Annotated in this window: 24 protein-coding genes and 2 other annotated features; all 24 genes read right to left on the reverse strand. The window is 42.5% G+C overall.

Going from position 1 to position 25,839, the window contains the following annotated elements; translation table 11 throughout:
• Positions 1 to 57: 57 nt before the first annotated feature.
• The 24 genes from fusA to radA all read right to left on the reverse strand — a co-directional run bounded on the left by fusA (position 58) and on the right by radA (position 25,750).
• Positions 58 to 2,136: an elongation factor G gene (gene fusA / locus CSV76_RS04410; RefSeq protein ID WP_099624835.1), complete on the reverse strand. Its 2,079-nt coding sequence runs from the start codon at positions 2,134 to 2,136 to the stop codon at positions 58 to 60.
• Between the two features lie 47 nt (positions 2,137 to 2,183).
• Entirely contained in the window at positions 2,184 to 2,654 is a 471-nt protein-coding gene (rpsG, locus tag CSV76_RS04415) for a 30S ribosomal protein S7 (RefSeq protein WP_029053281.1), read from the reverse strand.
• 35 nt (positions 2,655 to 2,689) lie between these two features.
• Positions 2,690 to 3,109, reverse strand: a complete 420-nt coding sequence (gene rpsL, locus CSV76_RS04420) for a 30S ribosomal protein S12 (protein ID WP_085132019.1) — start codon at positions 3,107 to 3,109, stop codon at positions 2,690 to 2,692.
• A 299-nt stretch (positions 3,110 to 3,408) separates the two neighbouring features.
• A complete protein-coding gene (gene rpoC / locus CSV76_RS04425) occupies positions 3,409 to 7,002 on the reverse strand; it encodes a DNA-directed RNA polymerase subunit beta' (RefSeq protein ID WP_099624836.1) in 3,594 nt (1,197 codons plus the stop codon).
• 421 nt (positions 7,003 to 7,423) lie between these two features.
• On the reverse strand, positions 7,424 to 10,969 hold the full coding sequence (gene rpoB / locus CSV76_RS04430; RefSeq protein WP_198166246.1) for a DNA-directed RNA polymerase subunit beta: 3,546 nt from the start codon (positions 10,967 to 10,969) through the stop codon (positions 7,424 to 7,426).
• 201 nt (positions 10,970 to 11,170) lie between these two features.
• Positions 11,171 to 11,791, reverse strand: coding sequence for a class I SAM-dependent methyltransferase (locus tag CSV76_RS04435; protein ID WP_085427470.1), 621 nt, complete (start codon positions 11,789 to 11,791; stop codon positions 11,171 to 11,173).
• Between the two features lie 87 nt (positions 11,792 to 11,878).
• The gene (rplL, locus tag CSV76_RS04440; protein ID WP_085427471.1) at positions 11,879 to 12,238 is read right to left on the reverse strand and encodes a 50S ribosomal protein L7/L12; all 360 of its coding nucleotides are present in this window, start codon (positions 12,236 to 12,238) and stop codon (positions 11,879 to 11,881) included.
• Positions 12,239 to 12,305: 67 nt separating this feature from the next.
• Entirely contained in the window at positions 12,306 to 12,806 is a 501-nt protein-coding gene (gene rplJ, locus CSV76_RS04445) for a 50S ribosomal protein L10 (protein WP_085427472.1), read from the reverse strand.
• A gap of 30 nt (positions 12,807 to 12,836) precedes the next feature.
• Positions 12,837 to 12,975 (reverse strand) — a sequence feature (ribosomal protein L10 leader region).
• Between the two features lie 40 nt (positions 12,976 to 13,015).
• The gene (gene rplA, locus CSV76_RS04450) at positions 13,016 to 13,717 is read right to left on the reverse strand and encodes a 50S ribosomal protein L1 (protein ID WP_085427473.1); all 702 of its coding nucleotides are present in this window, start codon (positions 13,715 to 13,717) and stop codon (positions 13,016 to 13,018) included.
• Positions 13,718 to 13,837: 120 nt separating this feature from the next.
• The gene (rplK, locus tag CSV76_RS04455) at positions 13,838 to 14,263 is read right to left on the reverse strand and encodes a 50S ribosomal protein L11 (protein ID WP_029053289.1); all 426 of its coding nucleotides are present in this window, start codon (positions 14,261 to 14,263) and stop codon (positions 13,838 to 13,840) included.
• 170 nt (positions 14,264 to 14,433) lie between these two features.
• Complete coding sequence (nusG, locus tag CSV76_RS04460; protein ID WP_085429027.1) at positions 14,434 to 14,970, reverse strand: transcription termination/antitermination protein NusG; 537 nt, start codon at positions 14,968 to 14,970, stop codon at positions 14,434 to 14,436.
• A 107-nt stretch (positions 14,971 to 15,077) separates the two neighbouring features.
• On the reverse strand, positions 15,078 to 15,263 hold the full coding sequence (gene secE / locus CSV76_RS04465) for a preprotein translocase subunit SecE (RefSeq protein WP_085427474.1): 186 nt from the start codon (positions 15,261 to 15,263) through the stop codon (positions 15,078 to 15,080).
• 56 nt (positions 15,264 to 15,319) lie between these two features.
• Positions 15,320 to 15,469, reverse strand: a complete 150-nt coding sequence (rpmG, locus tag CSV76_RS04470) for a 50S ribosomal protein L33 (RefSeq protein WP_085427475.1) — start codon at positions 15,467 to 15,469, stop codon at positions 15,320 to 15,322.
• 81 nt (positions 15,470 to 15,550) lie between these two features.
• Positions 15,551 to 16,189 (reverse strand): RNA polymerase sporulation sigma factor SigH, encoded by a 639-nt coding sequence (gene sigH, locus CSV76_RS04475; RefSeq protein ID WP_085427476.1) that lies wholly within the window; start codon positions 16,187 to 16,189, stop codon positions 15,551 to 15,553.
• Positions 16,190 to 16,271: 82 nt separating this feature from the next.
• Positions 16,272 to 16,787, reverse strand: a complete 516-nt coding sequence (locus tag CSV76_RS04480; RefSeq protein WP_085427477.1) for an NYN domain-containing protein — start codon at positions 16,785 to 16,787, stop codon at positions 16,272 to 16,274.
• Complete coding sequence (gene rlmB / locus CSV76_RS04485; protein ID WP_099624837.1) at positions 16,784 to 17,542, reverse strand: 23S rRNA (guanosine(2251)-2'-O)-methyltransferase RlmB; 759 nt, start codon at positions 17,540 to 17,542, stop codon at positions 16,784 to 16,786. The genes CSV76_RS04480 and rlmB overlap by 4 nt, the downstream gene beginning before the upstream one ends.
• Positions 17,539 to 17,958: a Mini-ribonuclease 3 gene (locus CSV76_RS04490; protein WP_269466770.1), complete on the reverse strand. Its 420-nt coding sequence runs from the start codon at positions 17,956 to 17,958 to the stop codon at positions 17,539 to 17,541. Before CSV76_RS04490 ends, rlmB begins: the two co-directional genes overlap by 4 nt.
• A gap of 4 nt (positions 17,959 to 17,962) precedes the next feature.
• Positions 17,963 to 19,363: a cysteine--tRNA ligase gene (gene cysS / locus CSV76_RS04495; RefSeq protein ID WP_099624838.1), complete on the reverse strand. Its 1,401-nt coding sequence runs from the start codon at positions 19,361 to 19,363 to the stop codon at positions 17,963 to 17,965.
• Complete coding sequence (cysE, locus tag CSV76_RS04500; RefSeq protein WP_085427480.1) at positions 19,344 to 20,018, reverse strand: serine O-acetyltransferase; 675 nt, start codon at positions 20,016 to 20,018, stop codon at positions 19,344 to 19,346. The genes cysS and cysE overlap by 20 nt, the downstream gene beginning before the upstream one ends.
• A gap of 93 nt (positions 20,019 to 20,111) precedes the next feature.
• Positions 20,112 to 20,326: a binding site (T-box leader), on the reverse strand.
• 57 nt (positions 20,327 to 20,383) lie between these two features.
• Positions 20,384 to 21,844 (reverse strand): glutamate--tRNA ligase, encoded by a 1,461-nt coding sequence (gene gltX / locus CSV76_RS04505; RefSeq protein ID WP_099624839.1) that lies wholly within the window; start codon positions 21,842 to 21,844, stop codon positions 20,384 to 20,386.
• A gap of 83 nt (positions 21,845 to 21,927) precedes the next feature.
• The gene (ispF, locus tag CSV76_RS04510) at positions 21,928 to 22,407 is read right to left on the reverse strand and encodes a 2-C-methyl-D-erythritol 2,4-cyclodiphosphate synthase (protein WP_085427482.1); all 480 of its coding nucleotides are present in this window, start codon (positions 22,405 to 22,407) and stop codon (positions 21,928 to 21,930) included.
• A gap of 13 nt (positions 22,408 to 22,420) precedes the next feature.
• The gene (ispD, locus tag CSV76_RS04515) at positions 22,421 to 23,101 is read right to left on the reverse strand and encodes a 2-C-methyl-D-erythritol 4-phosphate cytidylyltransferase (protein WP_085427483.1); all 681 of its coding nucleotides are present in this window, start codon (positions 23,099 to 23,101) and stop codon (positions 22,421 to 22,423) included.
• 26 nt (positions 23,102 to 23,127) lie between these two features.
• Positions 23,128 to 24,216, reverse strand: a complete 1,089-nt coding sequence (locus tag CSV76_RS04520; RefSeq protein ID WP_085427484.1) for a PIN/TRAM domain-containing protein — start codon at positions 24,214 to 24,216, stop codon at positions 23,128 to 23,130.
• 163 nt (positions 24,217 to 24,379) lie between these two features.
• Complete coding sequence (gene radA, locus CSV76_RS04525; RefSeq protein WP_085427485.1) at positions 24,380 to 25,750, reverse strand: DNA repair protein RadA; 1,371 nt, start codon at positions 25,748 to 25,750, stop codon at positions 24,380 to 24,382.
• Positions 25,751 to 25,839: the final 89 nt, after the last annotated feature.

The following is a 25,839-nucleotide window of genomic DNA, read 5'->3' on the forward strand; positions in this document are numbered from 1 at the left end:
CCTCTCGACTATCCATATCTTACAAGTATTGTTTATAGGAAACAAGGATGAACTTTATTATTCACCTTTGTTTTTCTTAATTACTTCTTCTGCAATAGACTTCGGAAGCTCTTCGTAGTGATCGAACACCATCGAGAATACTCCGCGTCCTTGCGTGTTTGAACGTAGTGATGTTGCATATCCGAACATTTCAGCAAGTGGAACCATTGCACGAACTACTTGTGCGTTACCACGAGCTTCCATACCTTCTACACGGCCACGGCGTGATGTAATATCACCCATGATATCGCCCATGTATTCTTCCGGAATGATAACTTCTACTCTCATTGTTGGTTCAAGGATTACAGGTTTACATTTTGATGCAGCATTTTTCAAAGCCATTGACGCAGCGATCTTAAATGCCATCTCGTTGGAGTCAACGTCATGGTAAGATCCGTCAAACAGGCGGGCTTTGACATCGATTAAAGGATATCCAGCTAAAATACCGTTATCTAATGAATCACGAACTCCCGCTTCAACTGCTGGGATGTATTCACGAGGAACAGAACCACCAACAACGTTGTTTACGAATTCGAAGCCTTTACCTTCTTCGTTCGGACCAAATTCGATCCACACGTGACCAAATTGTCCACGTCCACCTGATTGGCGTACGAATTTACCTTCGACTTCAGCTGACTCACGGAATGTTTCGCGGTAAGAAACTTGTGGTGCACCCACGTTTGCTTCCACTTTAAATTCACGGCGTAGACGGTCGACGATAATATCCAAGTGAAGTTCACCCATACCTGCAATGATTACTTCTCCTGTTTCTTGATCTGTATGCGCACGGAATGTTGGATCTTCTTCTTGTAACTTACCAAGAGCTTGGCCCATTTTATCCTGGTCCGCTTTTGTTTTAGGTTCGATTGCTACAGAGATAACCGGCTCAGGGAATACCATTGATTCAAGAATGATCAATTGCTTCTCATCACATAGTGTATCTCCAGTAGTTGTATCTTTCAAACCAACAGCAGCAGCGATTTCACCCGCGTGTACTTCAGAAATCTCTTCACGGCTATTTGCGTGCATTTGTAGAATACGTCCTACACGCTCACGCTTGCCTTTTGTAGAGTTTGTTACATAAGAACCTGCTTGAAGGACACCTGAATAAATACGGAAGAATGTAAGTTTCCCTACATAAGGGTCAGTCATAACTTTAAATGCCAACGCCGAGAATGGTGCTTCATCAGTTGATTCACGCACTTCATCTTCTTCTGTTTCAGGGTTGAAGCCCATCATTGGTGGTACATCAAGTGGTGATGGTAAGTAGTCTACTACCGCATCCAGTACTAGTTGTACACCTTTGTTTTTGAAAGCAGTACCACAAACAACAGGGTAGAACTCAACTGCCAACGTAGCTTTACGAATAGCCGTTGTAATTTCTTCTGTTGTAAGTTCTTCACCGCTGAGATACTTTTCCATAAGATCTTCGTCGAAATCTACAATAGCTTCGATTAGGCTCTCACGGTATTTTTTAGCTAGTTCAAGATGTTCAGCAGGAATTTCTTCAACTGTAACATCTGTTCCTAGATCATTTGGATACATAGTTGCCTTCATTTCGATTAAGTCGATAATTCCTGAGAAGTTATCTTCCGCACCGATCGGCAATTGAATAGGGTGTGCATTCGCTTGTAGGCGGTCACGTAGTGTTCCGACTGAATAAAGGAAGTCAGCACCTGTCTTATCCATTTTGTTTACGAATACGAGACGTGGAACTTTATAGTTTGTCGCCTGGCGCCAAACTGTCTCTGTTTGTGGTTCAACACCTGATTGTGCATCAAGTACCGCTACAGCTCCATCTAATACGCGAAGTGAACGTTCAACTTCAACTGTGAAGTCTACGTGTCCAGGTGTATCGATGATGTTTACGCGGTGACCTTTCCATGCTGCAGTTGTAGCAGCTGAAGTAATCGTGATTCCACGTTCTTGTTCTTGCTCCATCCAGTCCATTTGTGATGCACCTTCGTGCGTTTCACCAATCTTGTGGATTTTACCTGTGTAAAAAAGGATCCGCTCTGTTGTCGTTGTCTTACCAGCGTCAATGTGAGCCATGATACCAATGTTACGAGTATTCTCTAGTGAGAACTCTCTAGCCATTTTGTAATCTCCTTCCGTTTCGGATTACTACTGTTGTTTATCCGACCTTACCAGCGATAGTGAGCGAATGCTCTGTTGGCTTCAGCCATTTTATGCATTTCTTCACGGCGTTTAACAGAAGCACCAGTGTTGTTTGATGCATCAAGAATTTCGTTCGCTAGGCGTTCTTCCATTGTCTTTTCTCCACGTGTACGTGAATAGTTTACAAGGTAACGAAGACCTAAAGTTGAACGACGCTCAGGGCGCACTTCAACCGGCACTTGATAGTTAGCTCCACCAACACGGCGAGCACGAACTTCAAGAACTGGCATTACATTGTTTAAAGCTGCTTCGAATACTTCGATTGGCTCTTGTCCAGAACGTTCTTTAACAATTTCGAACGCTCCATAAAGAATCTTTTGAGAAGTACCTTTTTTACCGTCTACCATCATTTTGTTGATAAGGCGGCTTACAAGCTTGGAATTATAAATCGGATCAGGTAGTACATCACGTTTTGTTACAGGACCTTTACGAGGCATAATTAGTTCCTCCTTTCAATATCGTTAGTTTTGTATTACTTCTTAACTTTAGGCTTTTTAGCTCCATACATTGAACGGCTTTGCATACGGCCAGTAACTCCAGCTGTATCAAGTGCCCCACGTACGATATGGTAACGAACACCCGGTAAGTCTTTTACGCGTCCTCCGCGGATTAGTACCACACTGTGTTCTTGCAAGTTGTGGCCTTCACCTGGAATATATGCGTTTACTTCCAATGTATTAGTTAAACGAACACGAGCATACTTACGAAGTGCCGAGTTCGGTTTCTTAGGAGTCATAGTACCAACACGTGTACAAACACCTCTTTTTTGTGGTGAGTTCACGTTTGTCATTGACTTTTTAAAGCTGTTATAGCTTTTTCCTAGAGCCGGTGACTTAGAATTCTCCGTCTTCGACTTACGAGGTTTACGGACTAATTGATTAATTGTAGGCATTAGGTTGTTCCTCCTTCCAAGCTTTTTATAATACCACACACCCAGGTGGTTCATTTTTAAGTAAAAACAAAGTTTTTGTGCGTGCACACACAAAAACGGGTGACAGTAACACCAGAGATCTCTGCTTACTGTTATTTTATAATGATGAATTGCTTTACGCCTTGCACTAATTCGAAAGAATATATATTCCTTCCAACAAGTTAACGATCAACAACTATCAACCTTTTGTATATTATCATCTCTAGAACATCTTGTCAACAAATTTAAGAAAATAAACGGGAACGATGTCCCGTTTATTTTTATTCAGCTGTAATTGTTTCTTCTGCTTCATCATGTTGCATTTTGATCTGGCGGTATCTCTGCATTCCAGTACCTGCAGGGACCAATTTCCCGATAATAACGTTTTCCTTCAGACCTAGCAACTCATCTGTTTTACCTTTAATGGCTGCATCAGTAAGAACTCTTGTTGTCTCCTGGAACGAAGCGGCTGACAAGAAGGACTCTGTCTCAAGTGAAGCTTTTGTAATACCAAGAATTACCGGACGTGAAGTAGCTGGAACTTTTCCTGCTAACAACACTTTTGCATTAGCTTCAGAGAATTGGTGAATATCAAGTAACGAACCTGGAAGAAGATCAGTATCTCCCGCTTCAATTACACGAACTTTACGAAGCATTTGACGAACCATCACTTCAACGTGCTTATCCCCAATTTCTACACCTTGCATACGGTAAACTTTTTGAACTTCTTTCAACAGATACTCTTGTACCGTCGAAACGTCCTTTACTACGATCAATTGTTTAGGATCAATAGAACCTTCAGTAATAGTTTGTCCACGCTCAACTACATCTCCTACTTCTACACTCAAACGCGCGTTGTATAATGTAGGATATTTACGTGTTTCAACTTCACCTTCAATAGTGATCTCTTTCAAACCTTCACGGACTTCATCAATTTCAATAACAGTACCTGCTATTTCAGAAATAACCGCGACACCTTTTGGATTACGAGATTCGAAAATCTCTTGGATCCGTGGAAGACCTTGTGTAATATCGTCTCCTGCTACTCCACCTGTGTGGAATGTACGCATCGTTAACTGTGTTCCTGGTTCACCGATAGATTGAGCCGCAATGATTCCTACTGCTTCTCCTACTTCTACCGTTTCTCCAGTAGCTAAGTTGATACCATAACATTTTTTACATACGCCATGTTTTGTATTACACGTAAACGCCGAACGAATCGTCACTTCTTCGATCCCCGCTTGAATTACTGTATTTGCTATATCTGCAGTAATCAAACCGTTTTTCGCAAGAATAACTTCACCCGTTTCCGGATGTTTGATTGTCTTCTTCGTATGACGACCTTCAATACGTTCTAACAATGTTTCAATAATTTCATTTCCTTCAGTTAACGCAGTGATTGCCAGACCACGGTCTGTTCCGCAATCTTCTTCACGAACGATAACATCTTGCGCTACATCTACGAGACGACGTGTCAGGTAACCTGAGTCGGCAGTCTTCAGTGCTGTATCGGCAAGACCTTTACGCGCACCGTGTGTAGAGATAAAGTATTCGAGTACTGTCAGACCTTCACGGAATGAAGATTTGATCGGAAGTTCGATGATCCGTCCAGCCGGGTTGGCCATCAGTCCACGCATACCAGCAAGCTGTGTAAAGTTTGACGCGTTACCACGGGCTCCAGAGTCACTCATCATGAAGATTGGGTTTTCGATATCCAACGAATCCATCAGCTTATTCTGAATAACATCTTTCGCATGACTCCAATAAGAGATAACACGGTCATAACGTTCTTCTTCAGTAATTAAACCACGTCGGAACTGTTGAGTGACTTTGTCCACTTTTTCTTGTGCTTCATGAAGGATTTCAGCTTTATTCGGCAAAACTACGATATCAGAAATACCGATTGTGATTCCTGCACGAGTAGAATATTTAAATCCTAGGTTCTTCATTCTATCCAACATTCTAGATGTTTCTGTAATGTGGAAGCGACGGAAGATTTCCGCGATGATTTCCCCAAGAATCGCTTTTTTGAATGGCGTGATCAATTCTGCTTGTTGCAAGTGTTCCTTAACATTTACTGTGCCGTCGATAAAGTACTTGTCAGGTGTTTCAACTTGTAAGTTCTGATTCGTCGGTTCGTTAATGTACGGGAACGTTTCAGGTAGAATCTCGTTAAAAATAATTTTACCTACTGTTGTTAACAACAGCTGACTGTTTTGCTTATCCGTAAACGTCGGATTCTTAATACTTCCAGCTTGAACTGCAATACGAGAATGCAAGTGAACGTGTCCTGTTTGGTACGCGATTAACGCTTCATTCGGGTCACTAAACACAGAGCCTTCTCCAGTTGCGTTTTTACGCTCGACTGTTAAGTAGTAGTTTCCAAGAACCATATCCTGTGAAGGAGTTACAACTGGTTTTCCGTCTTTCGGGTTCAAAATGTTTTGGGCAGCTAGCATCAGTAAGCGCGCTTCAGCTTGTGCTTCAGCAGATAAAGGTACGTGAACGGCCATTTGGTCACCATCGAAGTCAGCGTTATACGCCGTACAAACGAGTGGATGCAATGTAATAGCGCGTCCTTCGACCAACATCGGTTCGAATGCCTGGATTCCCAGACGGTGAAGTGTTGGTGCTCGGTTAAGAAGTACCGGATGTTCTTTAATGACGTCTTCCAATACATCCCACACTTCGGAATGAAGACGTTCAATCTTCCGTTTCGCACTCTTAATATTATGTGCCAAGTTACGTTCCACTAATTCTTTCATAACGAACGGCTTAAATAGCTCGATCGCCATTTCCTTAGGTAGACCACATTGGTACATTTTCAAGCTAGGACCTACTACGATAACTGAACGACCAGAGTAGTCTACACGTTTACCAAGTAAGTTCTGACGGAAACGTCCTTGCTTCCCTTTCAGCATATGAGAAAGAGATTTCAACGGGCGGTTACCTGGACCTGTTACAGGTCTTCCGCGACGGCCGTTGTCTACAAGTGCATCTACCGCTTCTTGTAGCATACGTTTTTCGTTCTGAACGATAATACCAGGTGCCCCTAGATCCAATAGTCGCTTTAGACGGTTGTTCCGGTTAATAACCCTACGATACAAATCATTCAAGTCAGAAGTTGCAAAACGTCCGCCGTCAAGCTGTACCATAGGACGCAATTCAGGAGGGATAACAGGAAGCACTTCCAATACCATCCACTCCGGACGATTTCCAGAGTTACGGAATGATTCCACAACTTCCAGACGTCGGATTGCGCGTGTACGACGTTGACCTTGTACTGTTTTTAATTCTTCTTTCAATGAATCCGTTTCTTTATCCAAGTCTATCGCACGGAGTAGTTGCTCGATTGCTTCCGCTCCCATTGCTGCCTGGAATTTAGAACCATACTTTTCACGGTATAGACGGTATTCTTTCTCCGAAAGCAATTGCTTACGCTCAAGCGGTGTATCAGCTGGTTCGACTACTACGTAAGACGCGAAGTAGATAATCTCTTCTAACGCACGAGGTGTCATGTCTAGAATCAAGCCCATACGGCTAGGAATTCCTTTGAAATACCAAATATGTGTGACAGGTGCTGCAAGCTCAATGTGACCCATACGTTCACGACGGACTTTTTGACGCGTTACTTCTACGCCACAACGATCACAAACGACGCCTTTATAGCGAACCCGCTTGTATTTCCCACAGTGACATTCCCAGTCTTTCGTTGGTCCGAAGATTCTTTCACAGAATAATCCGTCCTTCTCTGGCTTTAATGTACGGTAGTTGATAGTTTCAGGTTTTTTCACTTCTCCATATGACCAAGAACGAATCTTGTCCGGTGAAGCAAGGCCAATTTTCATATACTCAAAATTATTAACATCGATCAAGGAGCCAACCTCCCTTTAGTCTAATCGCCATAATGGCTTATCAGGCAATTTAACTTGTAGTAGTGCATTCACGTAAGTTGTTCTTCTTACTGAATAGAATAGAAGAGGGTGCTCGAAGCCCTCTTCTATTTGGTTGTGTTTGTTTTATTTATCTTTCAGATCGCTTTCCGCTTTTAATGACATCTAGCTGCAAGCGCCAGCCTCTCGGGTCGTTTCAGGATACCTTCGAAAGGAAAGTGACCCTTTCGCTGCTACCCTTCCAACGCCTGTCGAGGCTAAACGGCGCTTTTCGCTTTTAATGACATCCAGCTGCAAGCGCCAGCCTCTCGGGTCGTTTCAGGATACCTTCGAAAGGAAAGTGACCCTTTCGCTGCTACCCTTCCAACGCCTGTCGAGGCTAAACGGCGCTTTTCGCTTTTGTTTAGGCGATTGGCTGATCTTCTTTCATCAAGTTCAATGCATCAGTTGGTTGCAAGTCTTCTTCATCGTCAAGATCACGAAGCTCAATTTCCTCAAAGTCTTCCGTCAACATTTTTACGTCTAACCCTAAACTCTGAAGTTCTTTGATTAGTACTTTAAATGATTCTGGTACTCCTGGTTGAGGTACGCTATCACCTTTAACAATCGCTTCGTATGTTTTCACACGACCTACGACGTCATCGGATTTGACTGTTAAGATTTCTTGCAATGTATAAGCGGCACCATATGCTTCTAGTGCCCATACTTCCATTTCCCCGAAACGCTGTCCACCGAACTGGGCTTTACCGCCAAGTGGTTGCTGCGTAACAAGTGAGTACGGTCCAGTTGAGCGTGCGTGCAACTTGTCATCTACCATGTGGGCTAGTTTGATCAAGTACATAACACCAACTGATACGCGATTATCAAACGGCTCACCTGAACGACCATCGTATAGCATGGTTTTACCGTCACGGTTCATACCCGCTTCTTCCATTGTAGTCCAAACATCTTCCTCGTTTGCACCATCAAATACAGGAGAAGCTGTGTGAATACCTAAACTACGTGCGGCCATACCAAGGTGCATCTCAAGAACCTGTCCAATATTCATACGTGATGGAACACCAAGTGGGTTCAACATGACATCGATTGGCGTACCATCTGGAAGAAACGGCATTTCCGACTCAGGTAAAATACGGGAAATAACACCCTTGTTACCATGACGTCCTGCCATCTTATCTCCAACAGAGATTTTACGCTTCTGTACAATATACACGCGAACTAACTGGTTAACTCCAGGAGATAGCTCATCGCCATCTTCGCGGTTAAAGACTTTAACATCTAATACGATTCCGCCTGCTCCGTGAGGTACACGTAATGAAGTATCACGTACTTCGCGTGCTTTCTCTCCAAAGATTGCGTGTAGAAGACGTTCTTCCGCAGTCAATTCCGTAACTCCCTTAGGTGTTACCTTACCGACTAGGATATCGCCATCACGAACTTCTGCACCAATACGGATAATTCCTCTGTCGTCCAAGTTGCGCAATGCATCTTCTCCGACGTTTGGAATATCACGTGTGATTTCTTCTGGTCCAAGCTTCGTATCACGTGCTTCTGATTCATATTCTTCAATATGAACAGATGTGAATACATCGTCTTTTACCAGACGCTCACTCATGATGATCGCATCCTCGTAGTTATAACCATCCCATGTCATGAATGCTGTTAGAACGTTACGTCCAAGCGCAAGTTCACCTTGTTCCATAGATGGGCCATCCGCAAGAATATCAAGCGGCTTTACACGGTCGCCGACTTTTACAATCGGACGTTGGTTATAGCAAGTCCCTTGGTTCGAACGAATGAATTTAGATAGACGACAAACTACAAGGTCACCCTTGACTTCTTTACCGCCCACTTCTTCAATACGACGAATACGAATTTCCTTTGCTTCTACGTGCTCGATGATACCGTGGTGTTTAGAAACAACCGCCGCACCTGAATCGCGTGCAGAAATATGCTCCATACCTGTACCAACAAACGGTGCTTCAGGATTTAATAAAGGAACCGCTTGACGTTGCATGTTCGCACCCATCAACGCACGGTTGGAGTCATCATTTTCTAAGAACGGAATACATGCAGTAGCTGCAGATACAACTTGCTTAGGTGAAACGTCCATGTAGTCCATTTGCTCGCGGCGGAATACAGTGTTATCCCCTTGGAAACGACCTACGACACCTTCATTAGTAAATGAACCGTCTTCTTCAAGTAGTGCATTTGCTTGCGCTACTACATAGTTATCTTCAATATCTGCTGTCAGATAATCGATTTGAGATGTAACGCGACCTGTTTCAGGATCTACTTTACGATAAGGAGTTTCAATAAAGCCGAATCGATTCACTTTCGCGAATGTAGATAATGAGTTGATCAGTCCAATGTTCGGACCCTCCGGCGTTTCAATTGGACACATACGACCATAGTGAGAGTAGTGAACGTCACGAACTTCCATCCCTGCGCGCTCACGTGTTAAACCACCAGGTCCCAGTGCAGAAAGACGACGCTTATGCGTCAATTCAGCCAATGGATTTGTTTGGTCCATGAACTGAGATAGCTGAGAGCTACCGAAAAACTCTTTAATAGATGCAATAACCGGACGGATATTGATCAATTGTTGAGGTACGATAGATTGAGTGTCATTGATGGACATTCTTTCTTTAACCACACGCTCCATACGAGAAAGACCGATACGGAATTGGTTTTGAAGTAATTCACCAACAGAACGTAAACGACGGTTACCAAGATGGTCAATATCATCCGTATTTCCTACACCATGTAATAAGTTAAAGAAATAACTGATAGAAGCTACAATATCCGCTGGAGTAATATTTTTAATAGACTCGTCTACTTCAGCATTGGAAATGACATTGATCACTTGTTTTTCTTCACTTTTAGGCGCGTAGATCTTCAGTGTCTGGATAACCATTGGTTCTTCCAAAACAGATCCTACATGTTCAATCGACTCAGTATTTATACCTTGAGATAAGAATGGTAGTAATTTATCCAATGTACGACGGTCGATTAGCTGATCTTTTTCCACTAATATTTCTCCAGTTTCCGGATCAACGAGTGTTTCAGCAGCTGTTTGGTTGAACAAACGATTTTGCAAGTGAAGCTTTTTATTCATTTTATAACGACCAACATTCGCTAAATCATAGCGTTTCGGATCGAAGAAGCGTGAATACAAAAGACTTCTTGCGCTATCAAGTGTTGGTGGTTCACCCGGGCGAAGTCGCTCATAGATTTCAAGCATTGCTTTTTCCGAGGTTTCAGTGTTATCTTTCTCTAATGAATTCCGTAAATATTCATTATCACCGATTAGGTCGATAATTTCTTGGTCAGTAGAGAATCCTAGTGCACGCAATAAAACAGTGATTGGCAATTTACGAGTGCGGTCGATACGGACATGCACTACGTCTTTTGCATCTGTTTCATATTCAAGCCATGCTCCACGGTTCGGAATAACAGTAGCGCCAAATCCACGCTTACCGTTTTTATCCGTCTTATCATTATAGTAAACACTCGGTGAACGAACGAGCTGAGAAACGATAACACGCTCCGCTCCATTAATAATGAATGTTCCGTTTTCTGTCATGAGTGGGAAATCTCCCATGAAAACGTCCTGTTCCTTCACGTCGCCTGTTTCTTGGTTATGAAGACGTACTTTTACACGAAGTGGTGCCGCATATGTCACATCGCGTTCTTTTGATTCGTCTACTGGATATTTTGGTTCACCCAGTTTGTAATCAATAAATTCCAAGGACAAGTTACCTGTGAAATCCTGGATAGGAGAAATATCCCGGAACATTTCACGTAACCCTTCTTCCAAGAACCACTCATAAGACGCCGTTTGAATTTCAATCAAATTCGGCAGATCGAGTACTTCTTTGATTCGCGCGAAACTTCTACGCTGACGATGTTGACCATACTGAACTAAATGACCTGTCAACTCATTCACCCCTCATTAAGACAATATTAGTTTTTGCAAAATCAGAAATTCCGCTGTGACTTCGAAAAAACAAAAAGAAAACGAGTTCCGACGAGAGCTCATTTTCGATTTCACAATCTTTATCCAAACATCAATATACCTTTTCCTCTACTACATCACACAAAAGGGCATACAGCTGCAATATAAATATTTATGCATTTAATAATGCTACTACAAGATATTCATCCTGTCAATCTTTTTTGATACTAAAATAAAGTAGCCTTTTTTCTTAGCAACCGTATCTACATTACCAAACAAGTTCTTCAAGTAATCCATTGTAGACGGAGCCCCTTGTTTCTTTTGAATGACAACCCATAATTCTCCGCCCGCAGCTAACTTCTCATAAGCTCCGTCATAGAAAGAAAAAACCGTTTGCTTCCCCGCCCTAATAGGTGGATTGGTTATAATTGCAGCGAAGTTATTTGATACAACCTGATCAACGCCACTACTTTCGTAAACTTTTATATTAGAAATTCGATTCTGTTGAGCGTTCGTTTTCGAGAGAGCTAATGCCCGTTCATTCACATCCACCATATGGATAAGTCTTTCCGGAAAATCCGATGCGATAGACAACGCAATCGGTCCATAGCCGCAACCTATTTCCAACAAGTCTCCCCCAATGGATGGTTCTTTAAACGTTTCAGCCAATAATTTTGACCCCTCATCTATACTCCCTTTGCTGAATACACCGGCATCCGTTGTAAATGAAAAGACTTTGTTACGAATCTCGGCTTTCCACAGCTTGGGTGCACTTGAAACTTGGGGATTTTTCGAGTAATAATGGTCTCCCATACATACACCTCCTGCGTAGAGTTATACTATTTGTATATGAAGAAAAAAGCCCGTCAAATAGACGGGCTTTTCTCAGGGAAGTAGAAATTACTTAACTTCTACAGATGCGCCAACTTCTTCAAGTTTAGCTTTCATTTCTTCTGCTTCTTCTTTAGTTGCTGCTTCTTTAACTGCTTTAGGAGCTTCGTCTACAAGAGCTTTAGCTTCTTTCAAGCCAAGACCAGTGATTTCACGAACAGCTTTGATAACTTTGATCTTCTGATCTCCAGCTGATGCAAGGATTACGTCGAATTCAGTTTGCTCTTCAGCTGCTTCTGCAACTGCTCCAGCTGCTGCAACTGGTGCTGCTGCTGTTACGCCGAATTCTTCTTCGATTGCTTTAACAAGGTCGTTTAGTTCAAGAACTGTCATTTCTTTGATTGCGTCTAAAATTTGTGCGTTAGTCATTTTAAGTTCCTCCTGGAAAGTTGTATTTAACCGGCTAGTTTGTTCCGGTCATAGTCAAAATGCGAAATTAAGCACCTTGCTCTTCTTTTTGTTCTGCAACTGCTTTTGTAGCAAGTGCAAAGTTTCGTACTGGCGCTTGAAGAACGCTGAGTAGCATAGACAATAGACCATCGCGAGAAGGTAGAGTAGCCAATGCTTTCACATCTTCAGCAGTTGCGACGTTTCCTTCGATCACACCTGCTTTAATTTCAAGCTTTTCATTCTTTTTAGCGAAATCATTCAAGATTTTAGCTGGCGCTACTACGTCTTCTGTAGAGAAAGCGATAGCGTTTGGACCTGTAAGGTTTTCGTTCAGACTTTCTAATCCTGCAACTACTGTCGCACGACGCACCATAGAGTTTTTATAAACTTTGAACTCGATGCCTGCTTCACGTAATTGTTTACGCAATTCTGTAACTTGCGCAACCGTAAGACCACGGTAATCGACAACTACTACAGATGCTGCTGCTTGTAATTTCTCAGCGACTTCTGATACGACTGCTTGTTTAGCTTCTAAAATTTTGCTCATGTTGACACCTCCTGGTAATTAGGGTCACTTATACCGATATAAAAAGCCCTCAATGTCTAAGACATGAGGGCAGAAAAGTCGTCATCTTTTAAAAAGAGCGTCTTGTCCTCGGCAGGAGCATTAAGTGGCAAGCCACACCTGCTGTCTTCGGTACAAATGGTTATCATCATAACAAGCGTAATCTTAGCAGATCACTTTGTGCTTGTCAATTATTTTTTAATAGTAACGCTTGACGGATCTACTTTAACAGCAGGACCCATAGTTGTCGTAACGTTTACTGATTTCATGAATGTTCCTTTTGCTGAAGCTGGTTTAGCTTTTTGAATAGTTTCAAAGATCGTCAAGAAGTTTTCTTCCAACTTCTCGTTATCGAAGGATGCTTTTCCGATTGGCGCATGGATAATTCCAGCTTTGTCCGCACGGTATTCAACTTTACCTGCTTTGATTTCTTCAATAGCTTTCGTTACGTCAAATGTTACTGTACCAGTTTTCGGGTTTGGCATAAGACCTTTTGGTCCAAGTACGCGACCAATCTTACCAACTTCGCCCATCATGTCAGGTGTAGCAACGATTACGTCGAAATCGAACCAACCTTGTTGAATTTTAGCAATAAGTTCTGCATCGCCTACATAGTCTGCGCCTGCAGCTTCTGCTTCTTTAACTTTTTCACCTTTAGCGAATACTAATACGCGTTGAGTTTTACCAGTACCGTTTGGAAGTACAACTGCCCCACGGATTTGCTGATCGTTTTTACGAGTATCAATACCAAGACGGAAAGCTACTTCAACAGTTGCATCAAAATTAGTAGTACTTGTATTTTTAGCAAGTTCAATTGCTTCTTTCGCAGAGTATGTAGCAGTACGATCTACAAGCTTCGCTGCATCTACGAATTTTTTACCTCTTTTAGCCATCAGAATTTCCTCCTCATTTGTGGTTTTAACGGATTAAACCTCCCACTTAATGAAGGCTGCGAATCACAATCGACCGCAGCCCTCACCTTCAAACCGTTGCTTTATCGTGAAGAACTACTATCAGTCTTCGATTTTGAATCCCATACTGCGAGCAGTACCTTCGACCATTGCCATCGCCGCTTCAACTGACGCCGCGTTTAAGTCTGGCATCTTTTGTTCTGCGATTTCTCTAACTTTATCACGCTTAACTGTAGCAACTTTGTTTTTATTAGGCTCACCTGAACCCTTTTGAACGTTTGCTGCAACCTTCAGCAATACTGCTGCCGGCGGAGTTTTTGTGATAAATGTAAATGAACGGTCCTCGAATACTGAGATTTCTACTGGAATAATTAGACCAGCTTGATCTGCTGTACGAGCGTTAAATTCTTTACAGAATCCCATAATGTTAACACCTGCTTGACCTAATGCCGGCCCTACTGGTGGTGCTGGATTTGCTTTACCAGCTGGAATTTGCAATTTCACTACTTTAGTAACTTTTTTAGCCACGAGACACACCTCCTTAAGTCCGTGATGTGGTAATTGGGTTGCCCCTCCCACTCAAATATGTGCCTGCCGACGATGTCGGTAGAATTGGTTAATCCGTACAGACTAAGTCTGACCTTTGAAATGATACCACCATTACACAGATTTTGCAAGAGGGAAAATCACATTTCCCATCACTCCATTTTTTCTACTTGTTCGAATGAAAGCTCCATCTTCGTTTCCCGTCCGAACATGTCGACAGTTACGATGACTTTACCTTTATCCATTTCAATCTCTTCTACCTTACCTTCAAAGTGAGCAAACGGCCCTTCAAGTACCGTCACACTTTCACCCACACCAAAGTCAATATCTATGCGTTGTTCTTTAACACCCATTTGTTTTAGGATGAACTCTACTTCTTCCGGCAACAACGGAGTAGGCTTCGCTCCGCCACCTGAAGAGCCGATAAATCCAGTAACACCTGGTGTATTACGAACAACATACCAAGAATCATCCGTCATGATCAATTCAACCAAGACATATCCAGGGAACGTTTTACGCATAACTGTTTTCTTTTTACCATCTTTAATATCCGTCTCTTCTTCTTCCGGAATAACGACACGGAATATCTTATCCGACATGCCCATTGTCTCGACACGTTTTTCAAGATTGGCCTTTACTTTGTTCTCATATCCCGAGTACGTATGCACAACATACCAATTTTTATCCATTTCCATGACATTGAGGACTGCGCGTCCGTCCCTCCCTTAAATTAAAGCTGAAAAAACCCGTTCATTCATCAAAACGGGATATTTTCACGCTATTCATACTTTATTTATTACAGATTAGTATACCATTTCATAACTCCGGAGATACCTATATCCACCACGAAGAAATAAACAGCCATAAAAATGACTGTAGAAATAACGACTACAGTATACTTCGTTAATTCTTTACGTTTCGGCCAGCTGACTTTCCGCATTTCCGAAACGACTTTTTTCAAAAAATCGGTAATCTTGCCCATTCTTCTCCAACCCTTCCGAATGACATAGCGCCCTTGCTCGGACTCTATGTAACTGGTCAAATGGTTTGCTTATGCAATGTATGCGCATTGCAATGACTGCAAAACTTTTTTATACTCATTCTTGCCTCTTGGCTGTTGTTGCCAGCGGGTAAGGAATAGTTTCGCGAACCACATATCTCACAGCTTAAAGTTATTTTTTTTGCCATTTTGCTTCACCTAATTCAAGACAATAGTCTTGATAAAGAGTACCATCTAACCCATCACATGTCAATTTACTTTCGATATATTTAACGCACCAGATCCATCGCCATTGAATGTTCTAGTTTACGTTTGATGCGTTGTAAGGCATTATCTATCGACTTCACTTGTCGATTCAACACCTCGGAAATCTCACGATAGGACTGACCTTCTAAGTACAGTGTGAGCACCTCTTTTTCCAATCCACTCAGCACTTTATTCATTTCTTCTTCCATAAACGAGAAGTTCTCTTTGTGAATCATCAAGTCTTCAGGATCGTCTAACGTAGAGCCTGATATGATATCCAAAAGCGTTCGCTCCTGATCCTCATCATACATAGGCTTGTCCAGCGAAACGGACGTATTGAGCGGAATATGCTTTTGGCGTGTAGCAGTTTTGATCGCCGTAATAATTTGCCGCGTTATACACAGCTCAGCAAAGACTTTAAAAGAACTTAATCTATCGGGACGAAAATCACGAATCGCTTTATATAGACCAATCATTCCCTCTTGCACGATGTCTTCACGATCTCCACCAATAATGAAATATGTTCTAGCTTTCATACGGACTATTGGCTGAAACTTGGTTATCAAAAAATCCAATACATCTGAATTCCCTAGATGTATCAACTCCACCATCTCTTCATCAGAAAGCTTAGTAAATTCATTTTTACTTTTCATATTTTTCATGTTCCGCACCAACCTCTCCACCCCAGAGTACTAATTGGTTTTATAAGTCAGTATAGACGCGGTAATTTTTCACGTCAACCACTCATTTTCCGCCACGTCTCATTTTCTCGAACTCTGCCGCTACTTCATCTGTTAATGGAATCTTTGAGATAGGCCGTCGTTCTAATGAATCCTTTAATCTTAACGCAATCACGCGATCTACTTCTTTCATGGCGATTTCCAGCTCTCGTGCGGAGATGCGAAGCGCACCCTGAGCAAATACTACCCATTGCTCTACAAGATCGGAAGTGGCCACATGGATTTGTGTTAATCGATCGGTTAATTCGGACACCAGTTTTTCAATGCGTTCATCAGCTGTTTCGTTTTCTCTTGTAAAGACCACTTCGACTCGATATTGTTTTTTACGTTTCTCGATACCCGGTACTAGATGAGCATCAAATACTACGATAACGCGCCATCCTTTATTCGCCTGGAATTCCGCCATCCGTTCAATGAGTCGATCACGCGCTTGCGCAAAATCTTCTTGCTTCAATTGCTGTAGTTCGGGCCACGCACCGATGATGTTGTAACCATCAACGAGTAGCACGTCTTTCTTCATGACGTAGCCTGGGCGGATTGACGCTTTCGTAAAACTTCATACATCAACAACGCTGCCGCTACTGAAGCATTCAAAGACGTAACTTTACCTACCATAGGCAAACTATAGAGAAAATCGCATCTTTCGCGCAATATGCGGGACATTCCTTTTCCTTCGCTACCTATAATGACTGCTAAAGGTAATGTAGCATCCATATGGCGATAATCTGTAGAGTTGGATGCATCTGTTCCTGCAATCCATACCCCTTGTTTCTTTAGCTCGTCCACAGTTTGAGACAAGTTATTTACTCGAACAACAGGTATGTGCTCAATCGCACCTGTTGATGCTTTGGCCACCACACCTGTTAAACCAACCGCACGTCTTTTTGGAATAATGATACCATGAACTCCAGAGGCATCCGCTGTTCGTAAAATAGAACCTAAGTTATGCGGATCTTCTAATTCATCCAAGATGATGAAGAACGGATCCTCTTGTCGCTCTTTAGCAATAGCAAATAAATCTTCTAACTCCGCATAATCATAAGCGGCAACCGACGCAAGAATTCCTTGATGACTCAAATCGGTCATACCATCAAGTTTCTGCTTCGGTGCCGTTTGTACAACTACCCCTGCATCTTTAGCAAGCTTCATAATTTCACCGATACTTTTCTTGTTAACGCCTTCTGCCACCCAAATTTTATTCAGTTGTCTGCCGGAACGCAGTGCTTCCACTACAGGATTTCTTCCGCCAATCAGTTCAACTTCTAGCTCTGTCATACTTTTTCCTCCTCAGGATGCTCCACTAATCGAATCGCCGTCTCTATTAGTTCAGCCAGACGCTCTTGCCGACCGAGTAAATGGACATACCCGAGAACCGCTTCGAATGCCGAGCTATAATTATACGTAGTAACATCAGTGTTTTTAGGGACTGATCCCGCTTTGGCATTGCGACCGCGGCGCATTACTGCCAACTCTTCCTCTGTCAGAATTTGCTGGTCTCTCATCGTCAGGATAATACGCGCTTGCGCTTTCGCAGAGACAAAGCGTGTAGCCTCCTTATGCAAAATCTGTGGTTTCACGCGCCCCATACGCAGTAAATGCTCTCTGACCGCCGTTTCGTATACCGCGTCACCCATATAAGCAAGCGCAAGTGCATTAAGTTGTTTGACGTCTATATCACGTAAATCCCCCACGTCTTTACCCTCTTTTCCAGCGAGTACCTTGCGCTGTATCTTCCAATAAAATACCTTGTTCTTTTAGTTGATCTCTAATTTCATCCGACCGTGCAAAATCACGATTCTTCCGCGCATCCAGACGTTCCTGAATCAACGCATCCACTTCGTCATCCACTAATTCACCTTCGTTTTCAAACGGTAAACCAAGTACATCCATTAATTTATCCAATGTATCAATAAATTGTTGAAGCACGCGACGATCTGTGTTTTTCTCTAGCAAATAGACGTTAGCCTGCTTAGATAGTTCAAAAATTGATGCTATCGCATTGGCTGTATTGAAATCGTCATCCATTGCCGTTTCAAATGCTTTGATTTGTTCGTTGATTTTATTTAACCAAAGCTCAGAGTCTTCAGCCAGATCTGCCGAGATCGACAGTCGGTGTTGCAAGTTGCTATATGCTGTGCGGATACGTTCCAATCCATTTGCTGCACTCTCCACAAGTTCCTGTGCAAAGTTAACCGGGTGACGATAATGCACGGATAGCATGAAGAAACGAAGTACTTTCGGATCGACTTGCTTACGGATATCATGCACCAAAATAAAGTTACCTAGTGATTTCGACATCTTTTCGTTATCGATATTAATATAACCATTGTGCATCCAGTAGTTAGCGAAGGTTTTTCCTGTAGCTGCTTCGGACTGTGCAATTTCATTTTCATGATGCGGGAACGCTAAGTCTTGCCCTCCTGCATGAATATCAATTGTGTCACCAAGAAGTTCTTTAGCCATAACCGAACATTCGATATGCCAGCCCGGACGACCTTTCCCCCACGGACTATCCCACGAGATCTCGCCATCTTTAGCTGATTTCCAAAGTGCAAAGTCAAGCGGATCTGTTTTGATCGTATTTTCTTCCACCCGTGCACCGACTTTTAATTCATCGATAGACTGGTGGGAAAGCTTCCCGTACCCTTCGAATTTACGCGTATGGAAGTAGACATCACCACGAGATTCATAAGCGAATTCTTTATCGATCAGGACTTGAATAAATTCCACAATATCGTCAATATGCTCCGTTACACGTGGATGTGCTGTCGCTTCCTCACAGCCAAGAGCACTTACATCTTCATGATACGCTGCGATAAAGCGCTCGGTTAAGTCTCCAACTTCTTCATTTAATTCATTGGCTGCTTTAATGATCTTATCGTCTACGTCCGTGAAGTTTGAAACGTAATTCACTTCATAGCCGCGATATTCTAGATAGCGCCGAACCGTATCAAATGCAATTACAGGACGCGCGTTTCCAATATGAATATAGTTATAGACGGTTGGTCCACAGACATACATTTTGACCTTTCCCTTTTCTATCGGAACAAACTTTTCTTTTTTCCTTGTTAATGTATTATAAAGTTGAACGCTCATGTAAATCTCCCTTTTCTTCATTCACAGTTTCCAGCTGCTCAGTACGCAGTTTCAACTCTTGAATTTGCTTTTCTAATCGTTTGATTTCATCCTCAATCGGGTCTTGTGTAGAATGATCCAGCTTACTTTTTACACGTACTCCATTTGAGATAACAATTTTTCCAGGTATCCCAACTACCGTGGAATTGGGCGGCACTTCTTTTAAGATAACCGAACCCGCTCCTACTTTACTGTTCTCACCAACCGTTATGGAGCCCAGGACTTTAGCGCCCGACGCGACTAGCACGTTGTCATGAAGTGTCGGATGTCGCTTTCCGCCTTCTTTTCCCGTTCCACCCAATGTAACCCCTTGATACAGCGTCACGTCATCACCAATCTCACATGTTTCCCCTATGACTACACCCATCCCATGGTCAATGAATAGACGTCTACCGATCACTGCTCCTGGATGGATCTCTATACCCGTGAAAAATCTACTGACTTGTGAAACTACACGAGCCAAAAACCGAAGATTACGCTTGTAAAATGCATGTGCAATACGGTGCATCCAAATGGCATGCAACCCCGAATATGTTAAAACTACTTCAATTGTACTGCGGGCCGCTGGGTCTTGATCGAAAATACAGCGAATATCCTCTTTCATACGTTTGAACAATGAACTTCCCCCTTTTTCTTCTTATATCTGGTCGCGTTTCCTAGTTCACAGTAATTTCTTGAGATGAAAAAAAGCGCCCCCGTCACTCATGATGACAGAGACGCATTAATTGCGTGGTTCCACTCCGCTTGAGAACATACTTGTTCCCCGCTTAATGTCTTTAACGCAGACTATACGTATGGCCTACTAAAAGTTTCGGCTCATCGCTCAAAGGTGCATTTCGATAGTGAACAACTCAGGTCATTTCCAGCCTAGATGACCTTCTCTAGAGAGCATTCATTATCTACTTTCCTTCTCAACGCTTTTCATATGACGATTTCATATTAGATTCATTTTACAGAATATCATCGAAATGTCAATATTGATTATTTTGCGAATTTTCCAACGCGTTGAATAATTTTTTCTTTCCCAATCAACGCAATTGCGTCCGGCAATTCAGGCCCTGATGTCTCACCCGTTGCTACTACACGCACAGGCATGAACAAATTTTTGCCTTTATGTCCTGTTTCCTTTTGCACAGCCTTAATCGCTGCTTTAATCGACGGTGCATCGAAAGTTTCTAGTTCTTCAAGTTGCTTCTTAAGTGACGTCATTACTTCTGGCACTTGTTCACCTGCCAAAATTTCTGATGCTGTTTCATCATATTCCACTGTGTCATGGAAGAACTGGGCAGATAGCTCAACGATTTCAGCACCGAAGCTCAATTGACCTTGGTATAGCGCGATTAAATCGTGTACCCAAACTTGTTCTTCAGCTGACATATTTTCTGAAACCAATCCTGCAGCTTGTAGATGAGGTAATGTTAATTCAATTACTTCTTCTAAAGAGAGTTTTTTAATATATTGATTATTCATCCACGTTAGCTTATCCGTATCGAACATCGATGGTGATTTGGACAAACGTGACTCATCAAATTGCTCAACCAGTTCGTCATGCGAGAAGATCTCCTCTTCTCCGACAGGCGACCAACCAAGCAATGCGAAGAAATTAAACATCGCTTCCGGCAAATAACCTAAATCTTTATATTGCGTAATGAATTGAATGATGGATTCATCGCGTTTTGAAAGCTTCTTTCGTTCTTCGTTGACAATTAGCGTCATATGACCGAATCGTGGGTGGTCCCAACCGAATACGTCAAATACCATTAGTTGCTTCGGTGTATTCGTCAAATGCTCTTCTCCACGGAAAACATGTGAGATTTTCATCAAATGATCGTCCACTACTACCGCAAAGTTATACGTAGGAATACCATTCGTCTTCACCATTACCCAGTCACCGATGTCTTTTGATTCAAATGTGACTTCACCGCGCACAAGGTCATCGATTGTATACGTAACGTCTGCAGGAACACGCATACGGATGTTGTAAGATTTTCCTGCCTCTTCATTTTCTGCAACTTGTTCCGCTGTCAAATGGCGGCAAGTTCCATCATACATAGGCGCTGCGATTCCCGCTTCTTTCTGTGCGTCACGCTTTGCTTCTAGCTCTTCAGGAGTACAGAAACATTTATAAGCATGTCCATTTTCAAGCATTTCATCTGCATACTTCTTATATAAATCCAGACGTTCCATTTGACGATACGGTCCGTATTCTCCGCCAATATCAATTGATTCGTCATGATGGATACCGAGCCACGTTAAGTTTTCAAGTTGTGATAGTTCACCACTTTCAATATTTCGTGCTGTATCCGTGTCTTCAATACGAACAATGAATTTCCCGTCATAGTGACGAGCGAATAAATAGTTAAATAACGCGGTCCGCGCTCCACCAATATGTAGTTGGCCTGTTGGACTCGGTGCATAACGCACACGTACTTCTTGTGTCATAATATTTACCTCTCCGTTTCGAATTGATTACGTTCTTATATAATTTCCTATCTATTTTAACACTCTAGAAGATGTTTTGAAAGTTACTGGTTTTTCATCAGTAAAATCGTTGCCATCGCTGCGATTCCTTCTTCACGTCCAGGGAAGCCCAGACGTTCCGTAGTTGTAGCTTTCACATTCACTTGGGATAGATCTGCTTCAAGCAGTTCTGCTACGCGCTCACGAATGTCTCCGATATATGGCGCCATTTTCGGACGTTGTGCAATAATCGTACAATCAATATTACCTAAACGATAGCCTTCTTCTTTTACCATCGTCCATACTTTCTCCAATAAAATAGCAGAGTCAGCGTCTTTGAACGCATCATCCGTATCTGGGAAATGTGTGCCAATATCCACTTTACCAATCGCACCAAGTGCAGCGTCTGTTACTGTGTGTAATAACACATCCGCATCAGAGTGACCGATCAATCCTTTTGTGTGCGGAATCGTGATACCGCCGATAATGAGTGGTCTACCTTCTTCAAATGCATGTACATCAAAACCTTGTCCGATTCGAAACATGGGGTTATTCCTCCTACTTTCTTCTTGCCAGTAAGATTTCGCCTATCGCGAGATCTTCTTGGGTTGTCATCTTTACATTATCATATGAACTTTCTACCACTTGCACGTCGTGACCCATCCGTTCCACTAGCATGGATTCATCAGTACCAAGAAAGCCATCTCGAATAGCCGAGTCGGATGCTTCCTTCAACAATTGATATTGGAATGCCTGCGGTGTTTGTACAAGCCACAATTTTTCACGGTCTAACGTTTCTTTCACTGCTCCGTTTTCCGCGTACTTAATCGTATCTTTTGCTTTGACTGCCGCGATCGCCGCACCTTTTTCATTCGCGGTGTTGACGAGCTCCGTAATGACTGATGATTTTAGGAAAGGTCTTGCCGCGTCATGGACGAGAACAACACCATTCCCTTGATACGCGTCAATACAAGCCGCAACACTGTTTTGTCGCTCACCGCCACCTTCTACAAATGTGATAGGTTTTGCATGCGCACGCTGTCCAAGTATCTTTTGAATGGCGGCTTGTTCCTCCGGTTTCACGGCCATAATGACCTCTTCACAATTAGGGTCTTCTTGAAACACACCCACTGTGTGATACAAAATTGAATGCTCGCCTATTTTTAGGAAGAGCTTATTTTGTCCGGCACCCATTCGTTTGCCGCTTCCCGCAGCAGGAATCATCACTGTATATTTCACGTTTGTCACTCTGCTTTCTATGCTAGTTATCGGCCTTTGGGTTTAGCAAAAATCATTCGACCCGCCGATGTTTGCAATACACTTGTTACTACTACATCAATAGCCTCTCCTATATGAGAACGACCATCCTCAATTACAATCATGGTGCCGTCATCCAAGTATGCAACACCTTGATTATGTTCTTTACCATCTTTTATAACGACCACATGCATTTCTTCTCCCGGAATTACTACAGGCTTCACTGCATTGGCAAGATCATTGATATTCAAAACTGCAACACCATGCAAATCAGATACTTTGTTTAAGTTGAAATCATTCGTTACAACCAGTCCATCCATTTTCTTCGCCAGTTTGACCAGCTTTAAGTCTACTTCTGCCACATTCGGAATATCTTCATCCGTAATCAGCACTTGGGGTCCATCATCATTTTGTAAACGCTTTAGAATATCTAGGCCACGTCTACCTTTTGTTCGTTTCAATGTATCAGATGAATCCGCTATATGCTGTAATTCAGTCAACACAAACTGAGGCACGACTAAAATCCCCTGTAAAAATCCTGTTGCTACAATGTCTGCAATACGTCCATCAATAATGACACTAGTATCCAATAATTTATATACATCTTTTTGTGGTGGAGTGACAACTGGTTCTGCCGATTCTTTCTTTTTCGCTGTTGTCATGCGTAAATTAGAAAATGCATTGATGAACTCTTCCCACTTTTTAAAACCTACTTGGAAACCTAAATAGCCTAGAAGAATAGATAATAAAACAGGCACAACTGAAGACACTACCGGAAAACCAATTGCACTTAGTCCGAAACTGAATAAAAATGCAACGATTAATCCTACGACTAATCCGATTGTACCGAATAACAAGTCCATGATCGGTGCTTTCAAGAGTCTTTCTTCAATCCATTTGATGAAATTCACAATCGGCTCGGTTAAAAATAAGCTTAATAAAAATAGAATGATAGCTCCTATGATTGCCTCCACATAAGGGTTTTCAATGATGGGGCGTGATGTAAACTCAAACATTGCGAATAAGTACGGTAAGAATAAAACACCGAGAGTTCCTCCGATTAATAAGAATGAAACTTGGACTACTCTTTTCAACATATTCTTCCACCTCCTTTTCCTTCCTAATAGTATACAACGAATTGTAGTTAGCCGCTTAGGTTAAGTGAGGAATTTCTAAAAATTCCTCACCACTCCTACTAGGACTATCTAAACAACGGGAATGTTTCTTATATTTTTACGGGTGTCGCTATGTATACGATTATTATCTGAATGCAATTCCTAATGCTTCCATTACCGTCTCCACACCGACCACTTCAATTCCTGACGGGACATCCCAACCACCCAGATTAGAGGATGGAATGATAATACGATCAAAACCAAGTTTTGCCGCTTCCGTCACACGTTGTTCTATTCTAGATACCCTTCTAACCTCACCTGTTAACCCTACTTCACCAACAAAACAATCTCGCGCACCGACGGCAGTGTCTTTAAAGCTCGATACGATACTTAGTAAAACCGCCAAATCAATGGCTGGTTCATCTAGTTTAACGCCGCCCGCAACCTTAATATACGCATCTTGTGTCTGCAATAGCATTCCCGCACGTTTTTCCAATACTGCCATCAATAGCTGCACGCGGTTTTGATCCAGTCCGGTTGCCATGCGCTTCGGATAATTGAAACTGGATGCCGTCAACAATGCCTGAATTTCAACAAGTATAGGTCGTGTACCCTCCATAGACGCAACAATGGTAGAGCCCGCTCCACCTTGCGATCGCTCGCGCAAAAACATTTCCGAAGGATTTAAGACTTCCTTTAACCCCGCTTGCAACATTTCAAAAATAGCAATTTCATTAGTGGAACCGAAACGGTTTTTGACACTTCGTAAAATACGGTATGTGTGGTGACGTTCACCTTCGAAATACAGCACCGTATCTACCATATGCTCAAGCAGTCGCGGACCTGCAATTTGCCCTTCTTTTGTCACGTGACCTACGAGGAATATCGCAATGTTTTGCGTCTTTGCTATGCGCATTAATTCCGCAGTACATTCACGCACTTGCGATACGCTTCCTGGTGCTGATGATACTTCAGGATGATGTACAGTCTGAATCGAATCCACAATTACAAATCTCGGCTTCACTTCATCTACAGTTTCATTGATCATCGCCAAATCTGTTTCGGCATAAATATATAACTCATCTGACTTCACACCTAAACGTTCCGCACGTAACTTAGTTTGCTTAATCGATTCCTCTCCTGATATATACAGTACGCGCTGTTGTTGATTTGCAAGCAGTGACGAGACTTGAAGTAATAAAGTAGATTTCCCAATACCCGGATCACCACCGATTAATATGAGCGAGCCTGGAACAATCCCGCCTCCAAGTACGCGGTTTAATTCCTCTAATTCCGTTTTGACACGCGGCTCTTCAGCCATTTCCACCTGACTAATCGGTAAAGCTTTCTGCTTCACTCTTTCACCATGCTGAAATGCAGCACGCGGTCCTTTTTGTACGATCTCTACTTCTTCATCCATCGTATTCCATTCTCCACAACCAGGACAGCGCCCCATCCATTTGGCTGACTCATATCCACAAGAACGGCACATGAACTTCGATTTACGCTTAGCCATACACTCTCTCCTTATTGAAAAATACGAAAAGGACAGCCCGCTGCGCTTTTTAAAAACTAAGCGAGCGAGCTATCCGGAACATCATATTA

The organism is Sporosarcina sp. P17b, assembly GCF_002743115.1.
Lineage (GTDB): Bacteria > Bacillota > Bacilli > Bacillales_A > Planococcaceae > Sporosarcina > Sporosarcina ureae_C.

Coding starts and splice junctions, on each gene's coding strand:
- nusG (WP_085429027.1), bottom strand. CDS start 14,970: ATGGATAAAAATTGGTATGTTGTGCATACGTACTCGGGATATGAGAAC.
- ispF (WP_085427482.1), bottom strand. CDS start 22,407: ATGTTTCGAATCGGACAAGGTTTTGATGTACATGCATTTGAAGAAGGT.
- rplL (WP_085427471.1), bottom strand. CDS start 12,238: ATGACTAACGCACAAATTTTAGACGCAATCAAAGAAATGACAGTTCTT.
- rplA (WP_085427473.1), bottom strand. CDS start 13,717: ATGGCTAAAAGAGGTAAAAAATTCGTAGATGCAGCGAAGCTTGTAGAT.
- CSV76_RS04435 (WP_085427470.1), bottom strand. CDS start 11,791: ATGGGAGACCATTATTACTCGAAAAATCCCCAAGTTTCAAGTGCACCC.
- sigH (WP_085427476.1), bottom strand. CDS start 16,189: ATGAAAAATATGAAAAGTAAAAATGAATTTACTAAGCTTTCTGATGAA.
- rplJ (WP_085427472.1), bottom strand. CDS start 12,806: ATGAGCAAAATTTTAGAAGCTAAACAAGCAGTCGTATCAGAAGTCGCT.
- rpsL (WP_085132019.1), bottom strand. CDS start 3,109: ATGCCTACAATTAATCAATTAGTCCGTAAACCTCGTAAGTCGAAGACG.
- cysS (WP_099624838.1), bottom strand. CDS start 19,363: ATGAGCGTTCAACTTTATAATACATTAACAAGGAAAAAAGAAAAGTTT.
- rpsG (WP_029053281.1), bottom strand. CDS start 2,654: ATGCCTCGTAAAGGTCCTGTAACAAAACGTGATGTACTACCTGATCCG.
- CSV76_RS04480 (WP_085427477.1), bottom strand. CDS start 16,787: ATGAAGAAAGACGTGCTACTCGTTGATGGTTACAACATCATCGGTGCG.
- gltX (WP_099624839.1), bottom strand. CDS start 21,844: ATGACACAAGAAGTACGTGTGCGTTATGCACCGAGTCCAACAGGCCAA.
- rpmG (WP_085427475.1), bottom strand. CDS start 15,469: ATGGCAAAAAAAATAACTTTAAGCTGTGAGATATGTGGTTCGCGAAAC.
- radA (WP_085427485.1), bottom strand. CDS start 25,750: ATGGCTAAGCGTAAATCGAAGTTCATGTGCCGTTCTTGTGGATATGAG.
- rlmB (WP_099624837.1), bottom strand. CDS start 17,542: ATGACAGAGCTAGAAGTTGAACTGATTGGCGGAAGAAATCCTGTAGTG.
- fusA (WP_099624835.1), bottom strand. CDS start 2,136: ATGGCTAGAGAGTTCTCACTAGAGAATACTCGTAACATTGGTATCATG.
- CSV76_RS04520 (WP_085427484.1), bottom strand. CDS start 24,216: ATGTTGAAAAGAGTAGTCCAAGTTTCATTCTTATTAATCGGAGGAACT.
- secE (WP_085427474.1), bottom strand. CDS start 15,263: ATGGGCAAGATTACCGATTTTTTGAAAAAAGTCGTTTCGGAAATGCGG.